Origin of the sequence: Bacillus sp. FJAT-27225 (genome assembly GCF_001685025.1) — a bacterium.
Lineage (GTDB): Bacteria > Bacillota > Bacilli > Bacillales > Cytobacillaceae > Bacillus_D.
This window is the reverse complement of record NZ_MAYU01000001.1, coordinates 766,292-788,334: the sequence shown is the minus strand read 5'-3', so window position 1 is coordinate 788,334 and position 22,043 is coordinate 766,292. Positions and strand designations below refer to the sequence as shown.

General features: G+C 44.7%; 17 protein-coding genes. 16 read left to right on the top strand and 1 reads right to left on the bottom strand.

Annotated elements, in window-relative coordinates:
• Nucleotides 1-6: 6 nt before the first annotated feature.
• The 4 genes from recN (at nucleotide 7) to A8F94_RS04020 (ending at nucleotide 5,104) form a co-directional block, all read left to right on the top strand.
• On the top strand, nucleotides 7-1,695 hold the full coding sequence (gene recN / locus A8F94_RS04035) for a DNA repair protein RecN (protein ID WP_066195945.1): 1,689 nt from the start codon (nucleotides 7-9) through the stop codon (nucleotides 1,693-1,695).
• A gap of 133 nt (nucleotides 1,696-1,828) precedes the next feature.
• Nucleotides 1,829-3,118: a SpoIVB peptidase gene (gene spoIVB / locus A8F94_RS04030; RefSeq protein WP_139070019.1), complete on the top strand. Its 1,290-nt coding sequence runs from the start codon at nucleotides 1,829-1,831 to the stop codon at nucleotides 3,116-3,118.
• Nucleotides 3,119-3,431: 313 nt separating this feature from the next.
• The gene (spo0A, locus tag A8F94_RS04025) at nucleotides 3,432-4,223 is read left to right on the top strand and encodes a sporulation transcription factor Spo0A (protein ID WP_066195933.1); all 792 of its coding nucleotides are present in this window, start codon (nucleotides 3,432-3,434) and stop codon (nucleotides 4,221-4,223) included.
• Between the two features lie 143 nt (nucleotides 4,224-4,366).
• Nucleotides 4,367-5,104 (top strand): glycerophosphodiester phosphodiesterase, encoded by a 738-nt coding sequence (locus A8F94_RS04020; protein ID WP_066197247.1) that lies wholly within the window; start codon nucleotides 4,367-4,369, stop codon nucleotides 5,102-5,104.
• On the opposite strand, the gene A8F94_RS04015 is transcribed toward A8F94_RS04020, so the two are convergent.
• Nucleotides 5,101-5,352, bottom strand: a complete 252-nt coding sequence (locus A8F94_RS04015; protein ID WP_066195930.1) for a DUF2627 domain-containing protein — start codon at nucleotides 5,350-5,352, stop codon at nucleotides 5,101-5,103. The genes A8F94_RS04020 and A8F94_RS04015 overlap by 4 nt on opposite strands.
• Before the next feature lie 180 nt (nucleotides 5,353-5,532).
• Between A8F94_RS04015 and A8F94_RS04010 the strand changes: the two genes are divergently transcribed.
• From A8F94_RS04010 to A8F94_RS03955, 12 genes are all read left to right on the top strand, one after another.
• Nucleotides 5,533-7,599, top strand: a complete 2,067-nt coding sequence (locus tag A8F94_RS04010) for a sigma-54 interaction domain-containing protein (RefSeq protein WP_066195927.1) — start codon at nucleotides 5,533-5,535, stop codon at nucleotides 7,597-7,599.
• A 140-nt stretch (nucleotides 7,600-7,739) separates the two neighbouring features.
• The gene (gene yqiS, locus A8F94_RS04005; RefSeq protein WP_066195924.1) at nucleotides 7,740-8,645 is read left to right on the top strand and encodes a phosphate butyryltransferase; all 906 of its coding nucleotides are present in this window, start codon (nucleotides 7,740-7,742) and stop codon (nucleotides 8,643-8,645) included.
• Between the two features lie 24 nt (nucleotides 8,646-8,669).
• Nucleotides 8,670-9,764, top strand: coding sequence for a branched-chain amino acid dehydrogenase (gene bcd / locus A8F94_RS04000; protein ID WP_066195921.1), 1,095 nt, complete (start codon nucleotides 8,670-8,672; stop codon nucleotides 9,762-9,764).
• A 193-nt stretch (nucleotides 9,765-9,957) separates the two neighbouring features.
• On the top strand, nucleotides 9,958-11,061 hold the full coding sequence (buk, locus tag A8F94_RS03995; protein WP_175384363.1) for a butyrate kinase: 1,104 nt from the start codon (nucleotides 9,958-9,960) through the stop codon (nucleotides 11,059-11,061).
• Between the two features lie 14 nt (nucleotides 11,062-11,075).
• Nucleotides 11,076-12,497, top strand: a complete 1,422-nt coding sequence (lpdA, locus tag A8F94_RS03990; protein WP_066195915.1) for a dihydrolipoyl dehydrogenase — start codon at nucleotides 11,076-11,078, stop codon at nucleotides 12,495-12,497.
• Between the two features lie 67 nt (nucleotides 12,498-12,564).
• Nucleotides 12,565-13,572 carry a thiamine pyrophosphate-dependent dehydrogenase E1 component subunit alpha gene (locus tag A8F94_RS03985; RefSeq protein WP_066195913.1) on the top strand — a complete coding sequence of 336 codons (1,008 nt, stop codon included), beginning with the start codon at nucleotides 12,565-12,567 and terminating at the stop codon, nucleotides 13,570-13,572.
• Nucleotides 13,572-14,555, top strand: coding sequence for an alpha-ketoacid dehydrogenase subunit beta (locus tag A8F94_RS03980; protein WP_066195908.1), 984 nt, complete (start codon nucleotides 13,572-13,574; stop codon nucleotides 14,553-14,555). The genes A8F94_RS03985 and A8F94_RS03980 overlap by 1 nt, the downstream gene beginning before the upstream one ends.
• Nucleotides 14,556-14,594: 39 nt before the next feature.
• Nucleotides 14,595-15,908, top strand: coding sequence for a dihydrolipoamide acetyltransferase family protein (locus tag A8F94_RS03975; protein WP_066195905.1), 1,314 nt, complete (start codon nucleotides 14,595-14,597; stop codon nucleotides 15,906-15,908).
• A gap of 372 nt (nucleotides 15,909-16,280) precedes the next feature.
• Entirely contained in the window at nucleotides 16,281-18,038 is a 1,758-nt protein-coding gene (locus A8F94_RS03970) for a methylmalonyl-CoA mutase family protein (RefSeq protein ID WP_175384349.1), read from the top strand.
• Nucleotides 18,031-20,193, top strand: coding sequence for a methylmalonyl-CoA mutase (gene scpA, locus A8F94_RS03965; RefSeq protein WP_066195898.1), 2,163 nt, complete (start codon nucleotides 18,031-18,033; stop codon nucleotides 20,191-20,193). The genes A8F94_RS03970 and scpA overlap by 8 nt, the downstream gene beginning before the upstream one ends.
• Nucleotides 20,194-21,249: a methylmalonyl Co-A mutase-associated GTPase MeaB gene (gene meaB / locus A8F94_RS03960; RefSeq protein WP_066195896.1), complete on the top strand. Its 1,056-nt coding sequence runs from the start codon at nucleotides 20,194-20,196 to the stop codon at nucleotides 21,247-21,249.
• A gap of 267 nt (nucleotides 21,250-21,516) precedes the next feature.
• The gene (locus A8F94_RS03955; RefSeq protein WP_066195893.1) at nucleotides 21,517-21,954 is read left to right on the top strand and encodes a BrxA/BrxB family bacilliredoxin; all 438 of its coding nucleotides are present in this window, start codon (nucleotides 21,517-21,519) and stop codon (nucleotides 21,952-21,954) included.
• The last annotated feature ends 89 nt before the right edge of the window (nucleotides 21,955-22,043 follow it).

Here is a 22,043-nt window from a genome sequence, read left to right as displayed (position 1 = left end):
TGTTTTTTGTTAACGGAATTATCAATCAAGAATTTTGCGATAATAGAAGCGCTCTCTGTGTCATTTGAAAAAGGACTGACTGTTTTAACAGGTGAAACCGGCGCAGGAAAATCAATCATTATTGATGCCATTCACTTGCTTGTCGGAGGCAGGGGGTCAGCTGAATTCGTCCGGCATGGCGAGGATAAGGCGGAAATCGAAGGCCTGTTCCTGCTTGACGATCAGACCCATCCATGTCTGGAAAAAGCGTTAGAGTTTGGGATTGAGATTGAGGATTCCATGGTTGTACTAAGACGGGATATCCATCTAAGCGGGAAAAGCATCTGCAGGGTGAACGGCAAACTTGTTACCTTATCCGTTTTGCGGGAGATAGGCGGAACCCTTGTTGATATACATGGACAGCATGAGCACCAGGAACTGATGAATGAAGCGTTGCATCTGCCGCTTCTTGATCAGTTTGGCTCAGCGGATATTCAGCCTGCGCTAGACACTTATCAGGGAACTTACCGGCAATATGAAGACACTTTATCAAAGCTGCGGAAATTAAGTGAAAATGAACAGCAAATGGCCCACCGCCTCGATTTAATCCAATTTCAGCTTGAAGAAATAAGCAATGCCAATCTGAGGCCGAATGAAGATGAGGAATTGGCGGAAGAGAAACAGCGGCTTGGAAATTTCGAGAAAATTTATGAAGCGATTCAGTCAGGCTATACTGCTCTTAAAGGTGATTCCAGGGCGCTTGATTGGGCCGGGGAAGCTATGGCGCAGCTTGAGGACGCGGCAGCACTCGATCCGGAGTATAAAGACCTGTCGGAATCAGTTTCAAACAGCTATTACGTACTCGAGGATGCGGCGGCAACCCTCCGAAATTCGCTCGATACACTTGAATATGATCCGCAACGCTTAAGTGAAATAGAGGACAGGCTAACTGAGATCAACCAACTAAAACGGAAGTACGGAAGGACAATCGGGGAAATTCTCGCCTATGAGGAAAGAATAAAGGTCGAAATTGATGCTCTTCAAAACAAAGAAACACATATCGGTAAGCTTGAAAAGGAATTGTCAAAGTTTAGGCAGCAATTAACCAAAGAGGCGGCAAGGCTCACAGCTGCAAGGAGGAAATGGGCTGATAAGCTGACAAAACTGATTCATAAAGAACTGAAGGACCTCTATATGGCCAAAACGGTCTTTGAAATCCGCTTTGGAAAGGAAAGCCAGCAATTTACCCGGGCTGGTATAGACAAGGTGGAATTCTTTATTTCAACCAATCCTGGAGAACCGTTGAAGCCGCTGTCCAAAGTAGCTTCCGGAGGAGAACTATCCCGGATTATGCTTGCTTTAAAAAGTATATTTTCGAAGCATCAGGGCGTCACATCGATTATTTTTGATGAAGTGGACACCGGTGTTAGCGGCCGGGTTGCCCAGGCGATTGCCGAAAAGATTTCACGAGTAGCCTCTGGCTCCCAGGTCCTCTGTATTTCGCACTTGCCTCAGGTTGCTGCGATGGCAGATACCCATCTGTTCATTTCAAAGATAACAAAGGGCGGCCGAACAAAAACATCCGTCGTCCCACTTAACGAACAAGAAAAAATTGTCGAAATTGGCAGAATGATTTCCGGTGTCGAAATTACTGACTTGACAAAGGAACATGCCAGGGAACTCCTGACGATGGCCGCCGAAATAAAGAATTCATGAAAAGCTATCCAATATGGGTAGCTTTTTTATTTTTCCCTTGGTTATAAATGCTTCAGAACACGGCAAAATTATAGTTGTAGCCATTTTTAAAGAAAACAGACGTGAGCACTAAGAAGCGAGGAGAGTGATGAATTTGAATGTAGGATTAATCAGAAAGATAATCGGTGGAATTCTCCTTGTTTCAATTATTGCCTTATCAAGCTGGAAACCATTTCAAGACTATCTCCAAATACCAAATGAAATAACAGTATTTCAGGGCCAGGAGTTTTCATTTAATAAGGCATTGCCTGTAACGGCTGCGCTTGATTCAAAATCCGGAAACATTGTCCTGAATCAGACAGACCATCTTGTCTCCGTATCTGCAAAAGAATCCGGGGCGAGTTCGGTTGTTCTTGACCTCGCAGGCATTCCAATCAAAAAAGTCGATGTAAAAGTGCTTAAGGATTTTAAAGTCCATCCAGGTGGACAGTCAATTGGTGTTAAGTTAAATTCTGTAGGAGTACTGGTGGTTGGCCATCATCAGGTGGAAACGTCAGATGGCCGAAAGTCACCAGGAGAACTTTCGGGAATCAAAGTCGGAGACATTATTACAGAGATAAATGGAAAACGGATTGAAAAAATGGCCGATGTTGCACCACTCGTACAAGAAGCAGGTAAAACTGGAAAACCTCTCAACGTCTCCATTACCAGGGAGAGAGGAAAGCTTAAAACAAATCTAATGCCTTTAAAAGAAAAAGGTGCGGATCATTACAAGCTTGGGCTTTATATTCGGGATTCTGCAGCAGGAATCGGAACAATGACTTTTTATCATCCTGAGTCCAAAAAATATGGAGCGCTCGGCCATGTTATTTCGGATATGGATACAAAAAAGCCAATCGTTGTTGAGGATGGCCAAATTGTAAGGTCTACAGTTACTTCAATTGAAAAAGGATCAAATGGAAATCCTGGTGAAAAGCTGGCACGGTTCTCTGATGACAAAGAAATCATCGGGAATATAAAGCGAAATAGCCCATTCGGGATTTTCGGAAAGCTGACAAAGGATATTGAAAACGAAGTGATTGACAAGCCGATGCCAATCGCCTTGTCACATCAAGTAAAAGAAGGTCCTGCACAGATTCTTACTGTTGTTGATAACGACAAAGTGGAGATGTTTAACATTGAAATTGTAAGCACGATCCCGCAAAAATTTCCGGCAACAAAAGGAATGGTCATCAAAGTGACCGATCCGAAGCTGCTACAAAAAACAGGTGGCATCGTCCAGGGAATGAGCGGCAGTCCAATCATACAGGATGGAAAATTAATTGGTGCTGTCACACATGTCTTTGTAAACGACCCAACATCGGGTTATGGTGTCCATATAGAATGGATGCTTTCGGAAGCGGGAATTGACATATATGAAAAACCGGAATTAAAGGCTAGCTAAAGGCAGCTGTCTCATGAGTTGTTCGCTAAGAACTTCATGGGGCAGCTTTTTATTTGAGCTCTATTTTTCACTGCTGTTTTATACATAACTTTGAGGGAATATAGGTAAAAGCAGTAAAAATATTTCGACAAATTGGTGAAAATATACGAAAAACGTCGAAATAAAGAGAAAAATTAAGATAAAGGCATTTTTCATGTGTTTTTTGAGAAAATTTCAATTCTACGCAGGAATTATAGTTGCATTGTCGAATTTGTCCTTTAGAATAGAAAATAGATTGGCTGAGATTACTTGGAACTTGAGGAGGTAAATGGGAGTGAAGAAAATTAAAGTTTGCGTCGTTGACGATAATCGTGAATTGGTAGGCCTGCTTGATGATTACATATCATCACAGGATGATATGGAAGTTGCAGGGGTAGCTCACAATGGCCAGGAGTGCCTAGAAATGTTGGAGGAAATAAATCCGGATGTTCTTGTTCTGGATATAATTATGCCCCATCTTGACGGTCTAGCTGTTTTGGAAAGGATGCGCGAAATTAAAAACGGACCAATGCCGCATGTCATTATGCTGACTGCGTTTGGCCAGGAAGATGTGACAAAGAAGGCAGTTGAACTTGGAGCCTCATACTTTATTTTGAAGCCTTTTGACATGGAAATGCTTGGGAATCATATTCGTACCGTCAATGGCAAGTCAAGCTCTGTTACAAGAAAAGGCCATACCTCCAGTTTCCGCTCCCATTCCGAGCAAAAGCCAAGGAATCTTGACGCAAGCATTACGACAATCATCCATGAAATTGGAGTACCGGCCCATATTAAAGGATATCTGTACCTCCGTGAAGCAATTTCCATGGTTTACAATGATATTGAACTGCTCGGATCGATTACGAAAGTCCTTTATCCGGATATTGCGAAGAAATACAATACAACAGCAAGCCGTGTAGAAAGGGCAATCCGCCATGCGATCGAGGTTGCGTGGAGCAGGGGCAACATAGATTCGATATCATCCCTGTTTGGGTACACAGTCAGCATGACTAAGGCGAAACCAACAAACTCAGAGTTCATTGCGATGGTCGCTGACAAATTACGGCTTGAACATAGAGCGTCTTAATAGGTAAATTGCCATCATAGGTTTTTAATTAAGGTGATCCTCCTTCAGCATCATTGCTAAAGGGGGATTTTTCATTGGGATATCGTATAATCAATGAGGGTAAAAGAATTCGGAGGGTACTTGATAAGTGGGAGGAGATTATAATGACGTTAATTTACGCCCATCGGGGATATAGGGCATCATTCTCGGAAAACACGATGACTGCATTCATAGAAGCTGAACGGGCAGGGGCTGAAGGGATAGAGCTTGACGTCCAACTGACAAAGGATGGGATCCCCGTGATCATACATGATGAAAAGGTAGACAGGACAACGGGAATACCGGGGTATGTCAAAAATTTTACATATAAAGAAATAAGACAATTAAACGCAGATTTTAAGAAAACATCCGCTAAAGGGACCGAGCCAATCCCTTCACTAGAAGAAGTGCTGGAATGGCTGACAACGACTCCGCTTGATTGCAATATTGAGTTTAAGAACGGAGTTATCCCATATTCGGGACTGGAAGAAAAATCAATTTCCTTAGTAAGGAAATTCGGCCTTGAAGAAAGAGTAATCCTTTCTTCGTTCAATCATTATAGTGTTGTCCATTGTTATAGAATTGCTCCCGACCTTGAAACTGCTCCTCTCTTTGCAGAGTTAATTTATAAACCGTGGGTATATGCAAAGGCGTTGGGCTCCAAAGGAATTCATCCAAACCATCTCTATGTGTCGGATGAAATAATTAAAGATGCACTTTCCAATGGTTTTGCTGTAAGGCCGTACACGGTGAATCGGGAAAAGGACATGGAAAGGCTTTTTGAAGCCGGGTGTACTTCAATCATTACTGATAATCCTGCTCTTGCTCTTGAAATACGAAATAAAAAAGGAAAAAGGCACTAAGCCTCTTTCCTTTCTTTGTTTTTAAACCGATCCTGAACCTTATTCCGTTTACGGTCGCGATAAAGGATAAAGCCGGCAACGAAGCCAACCCCTGCGACAAATAAAATGAAACCTGCCAAAAATTGAAGCCATAGGAACGGAAAAGGCTCAAGCAATTTACCAAAAAGCATATCACGCATCAATTTTACCCCATAGGCTGCCAAAAAGCCTGGGACCAGCATGACAGATAGAGCAGCCAAACGCCTCATGTGTTTCCTTCTCCAATCTTTCCAAGATATCCTTAAAAAAATCATAAGCCAAGATTCAGATTTGTCAAGAAAGTGTGAAACGGCTAAAATGGATATGAAAAAGGTTGCAGATTATTTAGCTTAGTCACGTGAAAATGTTTGCGGAGTTGATTCCTATTTTCTGCAGAGGGGGCAGGGAGATTGCCGAGTGTGATGATTATAGGTGCCGGCAAGGGCGGTACCGCCATACTGAAAATGCTCAGGGAAACAGAAGTATTTGATGTAAAAGCTGTCATTGACCGTAATCTTGATGCGCCCGGTTTACAACTGGCGAAAAGCGAAGGGATTGCGACAGGAACCGATTGGAAGCCTTTCATGGATCAAAAGCTTGATATCATCATTGAGGTTACCGGGAATCCTGCTGTTTTTCCCGAACTAAGAAAGGCAGCCAGCGATGCGATTCTTATACCGGGGAGTGTGGCTTTCCTTATATCTACCCTAATGGAAGTAAAGGAAGATCTAATTGGGCGACTAAAAAGTGAATCGTACAAACAGGAGCTAATCTTCAATTCCACTAACGATGGTATGATAGTTATTGACCAGAAAGGAATTGTAACCTTATTTAACCGCAGGGCTTCAGAGATGGTAGGTATCCGGAGCGACCTTGCACTAAATAGGCATATTCACGAAATTATCCCATTAAGCAGGCTTCCATTCATCCTTGATTCGAAAAGAATTGAAGCAAATCAGGAAATGGATCTTGGCAATGGGGTTAAAATCATTACAACAAGGATTCCGATAATCGATGAACAAGGAGTGCCAATTGGGGCTTTCGCTGTCTTCAAGGATATTTCAGAGGTCCTTAGCCTTGCGGAGGAAATCACAAACTTAAAAGAAATTCAAACAATGCTTGAGGCTATTATTCAGTCAAGTGATGATGCAATCTCAGTAGTCGATGAAGAGGGAAAAGGCATTCTTGTGAATCCTGCCTATATAAGGATAACAGGGCTGTCACGCGAGCAAGTGATTGGCCAGCCGGCGACTGCAGATATTTCCGAAGGTGAAAGCATGCATATGAAGGTCCTTCAAACGAGGCGTGCTGTCCGCGGTGTGCCGATGAGAGTCGGCCCCAATAAGAAGGAAGTAATCGTTAATGTCGCACCCATCATTGTGGAAGGGAAATTGAAAGGCAGTGTTGGAGTAATCCACGACATGTCGGAAATCAAGACACTGAATCGGGAGCTTTCAAGAGCCAGGCAGATCATCCGGACGCTCGAAGCAAAATACTCCTTTGATGATATTATAGGTATGTCCGAGGAAATGCTCTTAGCGATTGAACAGGCCAAACTCGCCGCAAAAACACCGGCAACAGTCCTATTAAGAGGAGAGTCGGGAACAGGGAAAGAACTATTTGCGCATGCAATACATAATGCGAGTGACAGGAAATTCAATAAATTTATTCGTGTCAATTGTGCCTCCCTCTCTGAAAGCCTTCTTGAAAGTGAATTATTCGGTTATGAAGAAGGGGCGTTTTCAGGAGCAAAACGGGGCGGAAGACGCGGATTATTTGAAGAAGCAAATAACGGGAGCATCTTCTTGGATGAAATAGGTGAATTATCGGCAAATACTCAGGCGAAATTATTAAGGGTATTGCAGGAAAGAGAAATTGTCAGGGTCGGCGGCACAAAAGCAATCCCGATTAACGTCCGTATTATCGCGGCAACCAATGTCAACCTGGAAAAGGGGATTGCGAATGGTTCGTTCAGGGAGGATCTTTACTATAGGATTAACCGCCTGCCTATTCATATTCCTCCATTAAGGAATCGGCTTGAGGAAGTGCCTCTTTTATGCGAGAGACTAATCCAAAAAATCAATCAAGATTATGGCCGAAACGTAGAAGGTGTGACGGAGGCTGCGATTCTTCGTTTAATGGAGTATGATTGGCCGGGGAATGTCCGGGAACTGGAAAATGTCTTAGGAAGGGCGATTATATTTATGGGATATAACGAAACAACCATTGACGTTAATCATCTTCCGGACCTTAAAAAGAGTATTTCGCAAAGCAGGGAAGCCATGCCTGGGACGCCAAGCGCAGAATCGTTAAACCTTGCTGAAATGGTTGATCAGTATGAAGCCGCAATCATCAGGCGTACACTGCAGCAAACTAACGGTAATAAAACAAAAACGGCAAGAATTCTCGGATTATCGATACGGAATTTATATTATAAGCTTGAGAAATATAACCTTGAAAACTTAAGCATGCAATAAGTTGCGTACTATGCAAATTGTTTCAAGTTTGCATCTCATTAGGAAATGTACAGCATGAAAAAATAACGGTTTTTACTTTTTGGCACGCTTCTTGCATTATTAGTTAAGGGGATACCCGATAAAGGGGTTGATTGCAAATAATGTTTCTTGATGGACTACTCGAGAGAGCTGTAGTGGAGGCGCAAAGGACTGTGGCAGTGGCGGCGGCTGCAGATGAAGAAGTTCTTGAGTCAGTTGCCGATGCGATTCGTCATGGGCTGGCGAAATTCACCCTCTATGGCAGTAAGGAACAGATTGGTGTCATCCTTGAACATATCCGGCCCGGATTGTCAGAAGATCCTTCGATAACCATTATTGACATTAGCGGAATAACTGATTCAGCAATAGAAGCCGTAAAGGCAGTCAGCTCTGGATCAGCAAGTGTGTTAATGAAAGGGAATGTCCCGACATCGGCCATATTAAAAGCTGTGTTAAATAAGGAATATGGACTTCGGACGAGCGGGATATTATCCCATACTGCCGCATTCGATGTGCCTGGATATGGAAGGCCTATTTTTATAACAGATGCCGCGATGAACATAGCACCCAATCTCGAACAAAAAGCTGCCATTATTGAAAATGCGGTTGCACTTGCACTTGCCAGCGGAATTCACAATCCAAGAGTTGCCCCGGTTTGTGCTGTTGAGACTGTAAATCCAGCCATGCAGGCGACGCTGGATGCGGCAGCGCTCGCTTTGATGAACCGCAGAGGGCAAATTAAAGACTGTATTATTGATGGCCCTTTGGCGCTCGACAATGCGATTTCAGCTTTAGCTGCTGAACATAAAGGTATTACAGGTGAGGTGGCTGGCAGGGCAGACATTTTGCTTATGCCCGCTATTGAAGCAGGCAATATTTTGTATAAATCACTTGTATATTTTGCCAAGGCAAAAGTTGGTTCAGTTTTATGTGGTGCCAGGGCTCCAATTGTCCTGACTTCACGGTCAGATTCTTCAGAAAGTAAGCTGTATTCTCTTGCTTTGGCCCTATGCTCATCACCAAAATAAGTCTATAAACAGGGGGAACAACAAATGGAAATCTTCAAGTATATGGAAAAATATGATTATGAGCAATTGGTATTCTGTCAGGACAAGCAATCCGGATTAAAGGCAATTATTGCCATTCACGATACTACCTTGGGACCAGCCCTTGGCGGAACAAGGATGTGGACATACGATTCCGAGGAGGCTGCCATTGAAGACGCACTCAGGCTTGCGCGCGGAATGACCTACAAAAATGCAGCGGCTGGATTGAATCTTGGAGGCGGAAAAACGGTCATTATCGGTGATCCGCGCAAGGATAAAAACGAAGAAATGTTCCGTGCGTTCGGCAGGTTCATTCAAGGTTTGAACGGAAGATATATCACTGCGGAAGATGTGGGCACAACTGTGGCCGACATGGATTTAATTCATGAGGAAACCGACTATGTTACTGGGATTTCTCCGGCGTTCGGTTCCTCAGGCAATCCATCTCCGGTTACAGCCTATGGCGTATACAGAGGAATGAAGGCTGCTGCAAAAGAAGCGTTTGGCTCCGATTCCCTTGAGGGCAAAACCATTGCGATTCAGGGTGTGGGGAATGTAGCCTATAACCTGTGCAAACATCTTCATGAAGAAGGCGCCAACCTTATTGTCACAGATATCAATAAGGAAGCCGTTCAGAGAGCTGTTGAAGAATTTGGTGCAAAAGCGGTGGATCCTGACGATATTTACAGTGTTGAATGTGATATTTACGCACCATGTGCACTTGGGGCAGTCATCAATGATGATACAATTCCCCAGCTTCGTGCCAAAGTCATTGCCGGAGCCGCAAACAACCAGCTGAAGGATACCCGGCATGGTGATACGATTCACGAGATGGGAATTGTGTATGCGCCTGACTATGTCATCAACGCTGGCGGTGTCATTAACGTTGCTGATGAGCTTCATGGCTATAATAGGGAGCGCGCAATGAAGAGGGTCGAACAAATCTATACGAATATTGAAAAGGTAATGGAAATAAGCAAACGCGATGGGATACCAACGTATGTTGCAGCAGACCGGATGGTCGAAGAAAGAATCAACAAGCTTAGGAATTCAAGGAACCAATTTTTACAAAATGGCCACCATATTCTTAGCAGGCGTTAAGGAAAAATCGAAACTACAGTATTTTTGAAGGCAAAGCCGCATGTGCTTTATTGGCATGCGGCTTTGCACTAATCCAATAAGCTTCTATTTCCTGTTATAATGCTTTACTCCCCTACCCTATGGAGCCGGGCATTTTTCTGTTGGAAGAATTGCTTAACGGCCATATCATCAGATTTTTTGGAGGTCTACTATGATGCAACACACACACTATCGAATCCTGGTCATCAATCCGGGCTCTACCTCTACAAAAATTGGCATTTATGATAATGAGCGTCCGGTAATGGAAAAAACAATCCGCCATGATTCAGAAGATATTGCTGCTTATGATAGCATCATTGACCAATACAAATTCCGTAAAACCACCATTCTCGAGACTCTTCATGATGAAGGCATAAATATTTCAAAGTTAAGTGCCGTATGCGGAAGGGGCGGACTGCTTCGGCCGATAGAGGGCGGGACGTATGCTGTAAATAAGGCTATGCTTGAAGACTTAAGGGCTGGGTATGCAGGACAGCATGCCTCCAACCTAGGCGGCATCCTTGCATATGAAATCGCAACAGCCTTGAACATCCCTTCCTACATCGTCGATCCAGTCGTCGTCGACGAGCTTCAGGATATTGCGAGGATTTCCGGGGTTTCTCTATTTGAACGAAAAAGCATTTTTCATGCTCTGAATCAAAAAGCAGTTGCAAGGAGAATTGCAAAGGAAATTGGGAAGCCTTACGAAACCCTCAATATGATTGTCACTCATATGGGGGGCGGAATCACTGTCGGTGTTCATAAAGGCGGCCGAGTCATTGATGTGAATAACGGACTTCATGGCGAAGGCCCATTCAGTCCGGAAAGGGCGGGAACGGTCCCTATCGGGGATCTTGTCAGCCTTTGTTTTTCCGGAGAGTATTACCGGGAGGAAATAATGAAGAAGCTAGTCGGCCAGGGCGGGCTCTTCAGCTATCTTGGCACAAGTGATGCAGTCAAGGTAGAGAAAATGATAGAAAAAGGTGACAAAAAGGCAAGACTTGTATATGAAGCAATGGCTTATCAAGTTGCCAAGGAAATTGGATCTGCCAGTACCGTTCTTGCCGGCAAAGTGGATGCTATCATTCTTACAGGCGGGCTTGCTTATGGCAAGGAGTTCGTTAAACTCATAACAGACCGGATTAATTGGATTTCGGATTGTTTTGTTCATCCCGGTGAAAATGAACTTCAGGCACTTGCCGAAGGCGCACTCCGTGTCCTTCGCGGTGAGGAACGCGTTAAAGAATATCCTAATAAAGTGAAGTCAGCTATTAAATAGTGGGAGGATAAATTATGGCTCAGGAATATGATTTGGTCATATTGGGCGGAGGAACGGGCGGGTATGTTGCCGCAATTCGCGCCTCGCAATTAGGCCTGAAAACAGCAATCGTAGAGAAGGGAAAGCTTGGGGGCACATGCCTCCATAACGGCTGTATTCCCTCAAAGGCACTACTTCGGAGTGCAGAAGTATATGTAACAGCAAAAAAAAGCGAGCAATATGGAATACTGGCATCTGACGTAAGCTTCGATTTTGGTAAAGTGCAAGAGAGGAAAAATGCAATAGTTTCCCAATTACATAAAGGCGTACAGCATCTAATGAAACAAGGGAAAATTGATGTATACGAAGGCACCGGCAGAATTCTTGGCCCGTCGATTTTCTCGCCAATGCCAGGAACCATTTCGGTTGAAATGAATGATGGCAGCGAGAACGAAATGCTCCTGCCAAAGAATGTGATTGTCGCTACGGGATCAAGGCCGCGCTCACTCCCCGGGCTCGATATTGACGGGACCGATGTTCTTTCTTCCGATGAAGCACTGAAACTGGAAACATTGCCTCAATCCATTATCATAGTTGGGGGCGGAGTAATCGGAATCGAATGGGCATCGATGCTGTCTGATTTCGGAGTACAGGTTACTGTCCTTGAGTATGCTCCAAGAATTATTCCAACCGAGGACCATGAGATTTCGAAGGAAATGCAAAGGCTTTTGAAAAAGCGGGGCGTTAAAATTGTAACAAGTGCTAAAGTTCTTCCTGAAACACTTACCAGGGAGGAAGGCGTTACAATTTCAGCCGAAGTGAAAGGCCAAGTAAAGGAATACAAAGCGGAAAAAATTCTTGTATCGGTCGGCCGCCAGGCAAATGTCGAAGGAATCGGCCTTGAAAATACGGACATACAGGTGGAGAAAGGCTTTATTGCCACGAATGAATATTTCCAAACAAAAGAATCCCATATTTATGCGATTGGCGATGTAATTGGCGGATTGCAGCTAGCGCATGTTGCTTCACACGAGGGGATTACAGCGGTGGAGCATATCGCAGGGAAAAATCCAAGCCCAATCGACTATACATTAGTCTCCAAATGCATTTACAGCCATCCTGAAGCTGCGAGCGTCGGACTGACAGAAGAGGAAGCCAGGGAAAAAGGCTTCAAGGTTAAAACCGGAAAGTTTTCGTTCAGGGCAATAGGAAAAGCGCTTGTTTTTGGCGAATCTGATGGATTTGTAAAAATTATTGCTGATGAAGAAACAGATGATCTTCTTGGTGTCCACATGATCGGACCTCATGTAACAGATATGATATCTGAAGCAGGACTCGCGAAGGTGCTGGATGCGACTCCATGGGAGATAGCCCATACAATCCATCCTCATCCTACACTGTCAGAGGCGATTGGGGAAGCAGCACTGGCAGTGGATGGAATGGCTATTCATTCGTAAAAAATATGCTTTTTGCTCTTGTAACGGAGCAAGTCCACTAATCTGAACAAATGGAGGTACATACTATATGGCTGAAAACCGCCACCACACTTTAGGCTTAAGTGATGAAACTGTTCTTGAAATGTTTGAAATGATGCTTTTATCCCGCAGGCTTGATGAACGCATGTGGCTTTTGAACCGCTCTGGCAAAATACCGTTTGTCATTTCATGCCAGGGGCAGGAAGCGGCTCAAATTGGCGCTGCGTTTGCGCTGAATCGACAAAAGGATTATATTCTTCCTTACTACCGGGACCTTGGTGTCGTCCTGACATTTGGCATGACTCCAAAGGAATTAATGCTTTCCGCGTTTGCAAAAGCTGAGGATCCGAACTCTGGCGGCCGCCAGATGCCGAGCCACTTTGGACAAAAGAAAAACCGGATTGTCACCGGATCATCCCCTGTGACTACCCAGGTGCCACATGCGGTAGGAATTGCCTTAGCCGGGAAAATGGAAAAGAAAGATCTGGTTGCGTTTGTAACATTCGGGGAAGGCTCGTCCAACCAGGGAGATTTCCATGAGGGGGCAAACTTTGCCGGCGTCCATAAGCTGCCGGTTATCTTTATGTGTGAGAACAACAAGTATGCAATTTCTGTCCCGATTGAAAAGCAGCTTGCCTGTGGAAAAGTATCAGACAGAGCTATAGGCTATGGGATGCCGGGCTATACCATTGATGGGAATGATCCGCTCGAAGTCTATAAAGTTGTAAAAGAAGCGGCGGATAGAGGACGCCGAGGAGAAGGGCCTACGCTAGTTGAAACAATTTGCTACAGGCTTACTCCGCACTCATCTGATGATGATGACAGGGCTTATCGGGCACCTGATGAAGTTGCAGAAGCAAAGACAAAGGACCCGGTTATTACGTTTGGCGCTTATCTAAAGGAAACGGGCGTTATGAATGATGAAATAGAAAAACAAATCAATGAGCGCGTCATGAAGCAGGTCAACGAGGCAACTGAGTATGCCGAGAATGCACCTTATGCAAAACCGGAAGATGCTCTTAAATATGTTTATGCCGAAGAAGGGGGGAATGCATAATGGCAGTTATTTCTTATATTGATGCAGTAACGATGGCGATACGTGAAGAAATGGAGAGAGACCCTAAAGTTTTCGTCCTTGGCGAGGATGTTGGCCGAAAAGGCGGGGTTTTTAAAGCAACCGTTGGCTTATATGATAAATTTGGCGAAGAGCGTGTCATCGATACTCCGCTCGCAGAATCTGCGATTGCCGGTGTTGGGATTGGAGCTGCAATGTATGGGATGAGACCGATTGCTGAAATGCAATTCGCTGATTTCATTATGCCGGCTGTCAACCAGATCATATCCGAAGCAGCGAGAATTCGTTATCGCTCAAATAATGACTGGAACTGTCCGATAGTGATTCGTGCCCCATACGGAGGCGGAGTCCACGGAGCGCTATATCACTCCCAATCTGTGGAGGCTGTGTTTGCGAACCAGCCTGGATTGAAAATCGTTATGCCTTCAACCCCTTACGATGTAAAAGGCTTGCTGAAGGCTGCAATCCGTGATGAAGACCCTGTCCTGTTTTTCGAACATAAGCGAGCTTACCGCCTGATTAAGGGCGAAGTTCCTGATACAGATTATACATTGCCAATCGGAAAAGCCGACATAAAACGCGAAGGTGATGACATCACTGTAATCACCTATGGCCTATGCGTCCATTTTGCTTTGCAGGCTGCCGAGAAGCTGGCCAAAGACGGCATTTCCGCGCACATTCTTGATCTTCGGACAGTATATCCACTTGATAAGGAAGCAATCATTGAAGCGGCCTCAAAAACAGGGAAGGTTCTCCTTGTTACAGAAGATAACAAAGAAGGCAGCATTATGAGCGAAGTCTCGGCAATTATTGCGGAGAACTGCCTGTTTGATCTTGATGCTCCAATAAAGAGGCTTGCCGGCCCGGATATACCGGCCATGCCATACGCACCGACAATGGAAAAGTTCTTTATGATGAATCCGGAAAAGGTAGAAAAGGCGATGCGGGAGCTTGCGGAATTTTAAAAGCTGTTCCCTTGATTAAGGTTGAAGGAGTGACTTCATTTGGCAATTGAACAAATTAAGATGCCGCAGCTGGGTGAAAGCGTGACAGAAGGAACAATCAGTAAGTGGCTCGTTTCCCCTGGCGACAAAGTAAATAAATACGACCCGCTCGCAGAGGTCATGACGGATAAAGTTAATGCGGAGGTACCGTCTTCCTTCACAGGGACGGTTAAGGAATTGATTGCTGCAGAAGGAGAAACGCTCGCCGTTGGGGAGGTCATCTGTACAATTGACCTTGGCGGCGAGGATACCGCTGGAAGCCGTGATACTGTCGAAACAGTTGAAGCCGGTACAGCACATGCCGCTGAAAAGCAGGGCTCGGCTGCTGCAGTCGATTCCAGCGAATCGGTGGACACATCAAGCAAGGCCAGGTACTCCCCGGCAGTTCTGAAGCTTAGCCAGGAACACGGCATTGATCTTGCTCAAGTAACGGGTTCCGGAGCGGGGGGAAGAATCACCCGCAAGGACCTTCTGAAACTCATTGAATCAGGAAGCATTCCGAAGGAACAGGCAGAAGAAGTGCAAATTGCTGATGCAAAGCAGGAAAATACTGCCCAAGGCAAAATGCAGGTAACTTCCGCATCGGCATCAGTATCAATTCCTACCCTTCCTGGCGATATAGAGATACCGGTTACCGGAGTCCGGAAGGCAATCGCTTCAAACATGCTCCGCTCCAAGCATGAAGCACCGCATGCCTGGACAATGGTTGAAGTCGATGCAACTGCGCTTGTTGAATACAGAAATTCCATCAAGGATGAATTCAAGAAGAAAGAAGGCTTTAATCTTACATTCTTTGCCTTTTTTGTAAAAGCAGTCGCCCAGGCCCTGAAGGAATTCCCGCAAATCAATTCGATGTGGGCTGGAGATAAAATCATCCAGAAAAAAGATATTAATATCTCGATTGCGGTAGCAACGGAAGATGCCCTTTTTGTCCCTGTCATCAAGCATGCTGATGAAAAAACGATCAAAGGCATTGCCCGTGAAATTTCAGAGCTTGCACGTAAAGTTCGTGATGGGAAGCTGACGATGGACGAAATGCAAGGCGGGACATTCACTGTAAATAATACAGGTTCCTTCGGTTCCGTGCAGTCAATGGGTATTATCAATTATCCCCAGGCAGCCATTTTGCAGGTCGAATCAATCGTAAAACGTCCCGTTGTGATGAATAATGGCATGATTGCGGTACGCGATATGGTAAACCTTTGCCTCTCGCTTGACCATCGTGTCCTTGATGGCCTGGTCTGCGGACGATTCCTGCAGCGGGTTAAACAAATCATTGAAAACATGTCAAAGGAAAATACGTCAATTTATTAAAACACGAGGCTGGCCAAATTACAGATTTGGCCAGCCTTTTTAGATGGTGTAAAAAATTTCTATTACCGATAATCGTGTTATGTTAACATCTGAAAGTTTGTTCTTCCTGCCTAACATTCAGCGGAACTGTAATAACCGCTGAATTAATTTCAAAATCGCTGAATTAGTTTCCAAAACCGCTGAATTATGTCCTACAACCGCTGAATTAATTTTTATAGAGATAGTATCAAACCCACAAAAGGTGTTTTCAGCGGATAATTCTTCTTCGTTGCCTGCTGTGGGCGGGCTATACTACAATTAAGAGAGAAGTTTTTTGAATCTTTGAATTAGAATGGAAGGGGTGTGGCAGTTCTTATGGGGTTAGGGAGTGTAATGAATTATCAATTTAAAAACTATACACTGGATGAGTGGAAGGACAAAGCTGAACAAGCTTTGAAGGGCAACACAGCAGATTCACTTTCCAGTGTTACTTATGAAGACATTATTTTGAAACCGCTTTATACTGCCCATGATAAAAGAAATCCGGGGTTCTCAGGAAAGCCGGACTATCGAAGGGGCATTTATCCAAATGGCTATCAAGATCAGCCTTGGCTGATAGCCCAAAAAATTCAATCTGATTCCGCGGAGAAATTAAAAGAAAAGCTTGAAGAAGCACTTGGAAAAGGACAAACTGCGATTGCACTGGATTCAGACAGAATTACCCCGGCATACGCAGAAGTTCTGGCACCATATGCCAGAGCTTATCCCTTTGCAATAAAAACAAACATCCAGCTTGAATCTGTACTAGAAGAGTTCGAAAAGAGAGTCGGCCAAGGGGACCTCACTGGATACATAGCTTATGACCCTATCTCAGTTTTTGAAAAACCTGTCAAACTTGAGGCTTGGGCTGAAACGGTTAAGGAAGCAGCAATTCGGCAGCCGGGCTTAAGAACAGTTATGATTGACACCGGCATTTATCACATGAAGGGTGCCAATGCGGTTCAGGAGCTGGCAGCCGCAGCAGCATCCGGGGTTTTATATCTGGAAAGCTTGCTGGATGCAGGTATGGCACTAAACGATATAGTAGACAAATTTATTTTCACGTTTCAGATTGGGACTGAATTTTTTATGGAGATAGCCAAGCTCAGGGCGGCACGGATTATTTGGGACAGAATAACAGAGGAATACGGCACCAGCAGGGAAAAAAGAAAGATGGTCATTTCCTCCGAAACTTCCAAGTTCACGCAAACATTATTTGATCCGCACGTCAATCTACTGAGGACAGGCAACCAGGCTTTTGCTGCTGTTCTTGGCGGGATTCAATATCTTCATGTAGAACCTTATGACAGCTTGACGGGGATCACCAGTTTTTCTGAAAGAATTGCCAGGAATATGCCACTCATTCTCCGGGAAGAAGCTCACCTTGATAAGGTGGCTGACCCGGGCGGGGGCTCATGGTTTATTGAAGAGCTGACTGAACAGCTTGCCGAAAAGGCATGGGCACTTTTTCAGAAAATTGACCAGCAGGGAGGCATGCTGGCGTCCATTCAATCAGGCTGGTTCCTTGAAGAGGTTGAAAAAACACTAACGGAAAGACTCTCAGATATTAAGGCTCGCAAACGGAGCATAATTGGTACAAATGTTTATGCGAACCTCGCTGAGGATAAGCCAAAACCGGGAATCATCAAACAAGCCAGGCTTTCGGCACCTTATGAAGAGCTGCGGTTAAAGGCAATTGCACTTGAAGAATCAGGAGTTAAGACCGCAGTCGGGCTAATTTGTTTCGGCGGCATAAAGGATCATAAACCTCGTGCTGATTTTGTGGAGGGTTTCCTTTCTCCTGGCGGAATCCGGTCTGTTCGAAGCGATGTACTCTATACTTTGGAAGACGTGATTGAATTTGTTGAAGCCAGCGGACTCGACCGTTTTTGCGTTTGTTCAAGTAACGAATTATATAATGAGGCTGGCCTCGATATCGCTAAGCGTTTGAAAGAAAACTATCCCGGAGTTTCGTTATATCTCGCAGGACAACCAGAAAACAAACTCGATTGGGAAGAGGCAGGCATCAAAGGGTTTCTCCATGCAAAGGCGAATTGTTATCAATTCCTTTCAGACATACTAAGCGGATTGGAGGTGTCAGCAGATGCGTAACAAACCAAACTTTCAAGCTATCACACTTTTTAACAGAATAGAGAAAAACGAGCCTCATTTGAAGGATGAGAAACGGCCCGAACCTTTTAAAACAAACGAAGGGATCCCATTAAAAACGTTGTACACCGAGGCAGACGTCGATGGACTCGAACATCTCGATGATAAACCCGGCCTGCCGCCTTTTACCCGGGGACCTTATCCGACTATGTACGTTAATCGGCCATGGACTGTCCGGCAATACGCAGGCTTTTCGACTGCTGAAGAAAGCAATGCCTTTTACAGGCGCAATCTTGCCATGGGACAAAAAGGCTTATCCGTTGCATTTGATTTGGCCACCCATCGGGGCTATGACTCCGACCATCCGCGAGTTGTTGGTGACGTTGGCAAGGCGGGGGTAGCGATCGATTCAATTCTCGATATGAAGACGCTGTTTGATGGCATCCCTCTTGACCAAATGTCCGTTTCGATGACAATGAACGGGGCTGTTCTTCCGGTTCTCGCCTTTTACATTGTTACCGCCGAGGAGCAGGGGGTCGAGCAGGAGAAGCTTACAGGGACAATCCAAAATGACATTTTAAAAGAATATATGGTTCGTAACACGTATATATATCCCCCGGAGATGTCGATGAAAATCATTGCCGATATTTTTGCCTATACATCTGAAAATATGCCGAAGTTCAATTCTATCAGCATTTCAGGCTACCATATGCAAGAGGCGGGTGCGCCTGCAGATATTGAGCTTGCCTACACGCTTGCGGATGGTCTTGAGTATGTGAGGACTGGCCTCAAGGCAGGAATTGATATCGATTCATTTGCACCAAGGCTTAGTTTTTTCTGGGGAGTTGGCATGAATTATTTCATGGAAGTTGCTAAAATGAGGGCTGCCCGATTTATTTGGGCAAAAATGATGAAAAGCTTTAATCCTAAAAATGAAAAGTCACTCGCACTCAGAACCCATTCTCAAACTTCCGGTTGGAGCCTGACAGAGCAGGATCCTTTCAATAATGTGATGAGAACGCTGGTAGAAGCGCATGCTGCAGCAATGGGCCATACCCAGTCACTCCATACCAATGCCCTGGATGAAGCAATCGCACTCCCAACTGACTTTTCGGCAAGGATTGCCAGGAATACCCAGCTGTTTCTTCAGGAAGAAACCGGAATCACGAAGGTAATCGACCCATGGGGAGGGTCCTACTATGTTGAAGCATTAACAAATCAATTGATTGAGCGTGCTACTGAACATATAGAAGAAATAGAAAGCCTTGGGGGCATGGCGAAAGCGATTGAAACCGGCCTCCCCAAGATGAAAATAGAAGAAGCTGCTGCAAAAAGACAGGCTTTAATTGATTCCGGAACCGAAATTATTGTCGGAGTAAATAAATATAGAGTTGAGGAAAAAGAACCTCTCGAAATCCTCGATATTGACAATACAGCAGTAAGGAACCGCCAGATTGAAAAATTAAAAGAATTGAAGGCGAGCAGGGATAGCCAAGCTGTTGCTGCTGCATTGGGCAAGTTGGAAGAGGCGGCAGTTTCAGGTAAGGGGAACCTTTTGGAATTTGCCGTTAAAGCCGCACGGGCGAGGGCGACGTTGGGAGAAATATCAGACGCGATTGAACGTGCAGCTGGCCGCCACAAAGCGGCGATTCGTTCTATAAGCGGGGTTTACAGTTCTTCCTTTTCAAATGACGAAGAAATTGAAAATGTTAAGCAAATGGCTGAGGAGTTTCTTGAGAATGAAGGAAGACGGCCGAGAATTCTCATCGCAAAAATGGGCCAGGATGGACATGACCGTGGTGCAAAAGTCATTTCAACTGCTTTTGCCGACCTTGGCTTTGACGTGGATATAGGCCCGCTATTCCAAACACCAGCAGAGACTGCTTTGCAGGCAGTCGAAAATGATGTCCATGTAGTTGGCTTCAGCTCTCTTGCGGCAGGACATAAGACCTTGCTGCCCCAGCTCGTTGAGGAATTAAGGAAGCTTGGCCGCCCGGACATACTTGTTGTAGTTGGCGGTGTCATCCCTTCTAATGATTATCAATTTTTATATGACCATGGTGCTGCTGCTATTTTTGGGCCAGGAACAGTCATCCCGGTCGCAGCCCAGGATATTATCAGGAAAATATACCTATCGCTCGGTTACGAGGAACTATAAATGGACCGTCAAGCTATCAATGATGGAAAAGAGAAAAAAGGCAGGCCGATATTTAAAAAGAAAAGGAGCCAGGAAGTACAGGTTAATGACTTGGTGAATACTATCCCAAAGGGAAGCAGAAGTGCACTTGCCAGGGGAATTACACTCATTGAAAGCAATGCATCCCGCCATTTTGGCGATGCACAAGTGCTTTTGCAAAAATTGCTCCCTTATACCGGCAATTCAATCAGAATTGGAATTACGGGTGTGCCGGGAGCTGGAAAAAGTACGTTTATCGAGACATTCGGCCTGTACTTATGTGAAATCGGCTATAAAGTGGCCGTGCTGGCCATCGATCCAAGCTCTTCTGTAAATGGAGGCAGTATTCTTGGAGACAAGACCCGAATGGAACAACTCTCCCGCCATCCTTCTGCATTTATCCGGCCATCGCCTACTGCTGGAAAGCTGGGTGGCGTCCATAGGAAAACACGTGAATCGATGTTGCTGTGTGAAGCAGCGGGATATGATGTCATTCTTGTTGAAACGGTGGGGGTTGGCCAGAGTGAGGTATCAGTCAGGGATATGGTCGATTTTTTCATGCTGCTGGTCCTGACAGGTGCTGGAGACGAGCTGCAGGGTATGAAGAAAGGCATTATGGAGCTTGCCGATGGTATTGTTGTCAATAAAGCGGACGGGGAAAACCTAAAGCTTGCTGAAAAAACCGCTCATGAATACCGGAGGATCCTCCACTTCCTTCAGCCGGCAACGATTGGTTGGGAAACTAAGGCATATGCCTGTTCCGCACTTACGAAAAAGGGAATTCCTGAAATGTGGGAATCTATTAAAGAGTTTGAAAGAAAGGGTAAGCAATCTGGAATTTGGGAGGAAAGGCGTCGAATACAGCTGCGCGGTTGGTTCCATACGGTAATTTCCAATCAGCTTCATTACGACTTTTATCAAAATGAAAAAGTGAAAGGCCTTCTTCCTAGGCTGGAATCTGAAATTCTCGAAGGAAGTACTACTCCTGCCAAAGCAGCTGACATGCTGCTTGGTGAGTTTTATAAAAGCGGTGAATAGAAATAGGGGCATGGCATCATAAATGTTGCTGATAAAGTTTAAAAATATGTATTGTTATACGTCCTTTATACAAAAAAAAGGGGATAGCCCAAAGGCTATCCAAAAAATTAGGGAGTTTAGGGGTATGGATCTAGCTGTATTCTTTTCTTTCCCAGTATGGAAAAGAAGTAAACCTTTTCCATGAAAAAATTCTCTTTTCTTGGTAAACGAGTATTTTCCCTGTTATGATAAGGGTATAGGTTTATATGCTAAACAGGGAGTGATTCCATGACTATGAATTTTAATTTGTTCATGAATGATGTTGTCCGCCAGGCCAGGGATGAAATATCGGCTGCCGGTTATACACAATTAAAGACACCTGAAGAGGTGGAACAAGCTTTCGCACAAAAAGGGACGACTCTTGTAATGATTAACTCCGTATGCGGATGTGCAGGCGGGATTGCAAGGCCGGCTGCAGCCCATGCACTTCACTATGATAAGCGGCCGGATCATTTGGTGACTGTTTTTGCCGGGCAGGATAAGGAAGCAACCGAAAAAGCACGCAGCTTTTTTACAGGTTATCCGCCATCCTCTCCATCATTTGCCCTGTTAAAGGACGGAGAAATCTGCACCATGCTGGAAAGGCATGATATTGAAGGCCATGAGCCGATGGCTGTCATTCAAAAGCTACAAAACGCATTTGATAAATACTGCGAAGAATTATAAATAGTGGAAAACGCTACCCGTCATGCCGATTGCATGACGGGTTTTTCTATGCATTGGGAAGGCTGGAAAAAATCAGAAAATTAATTTTT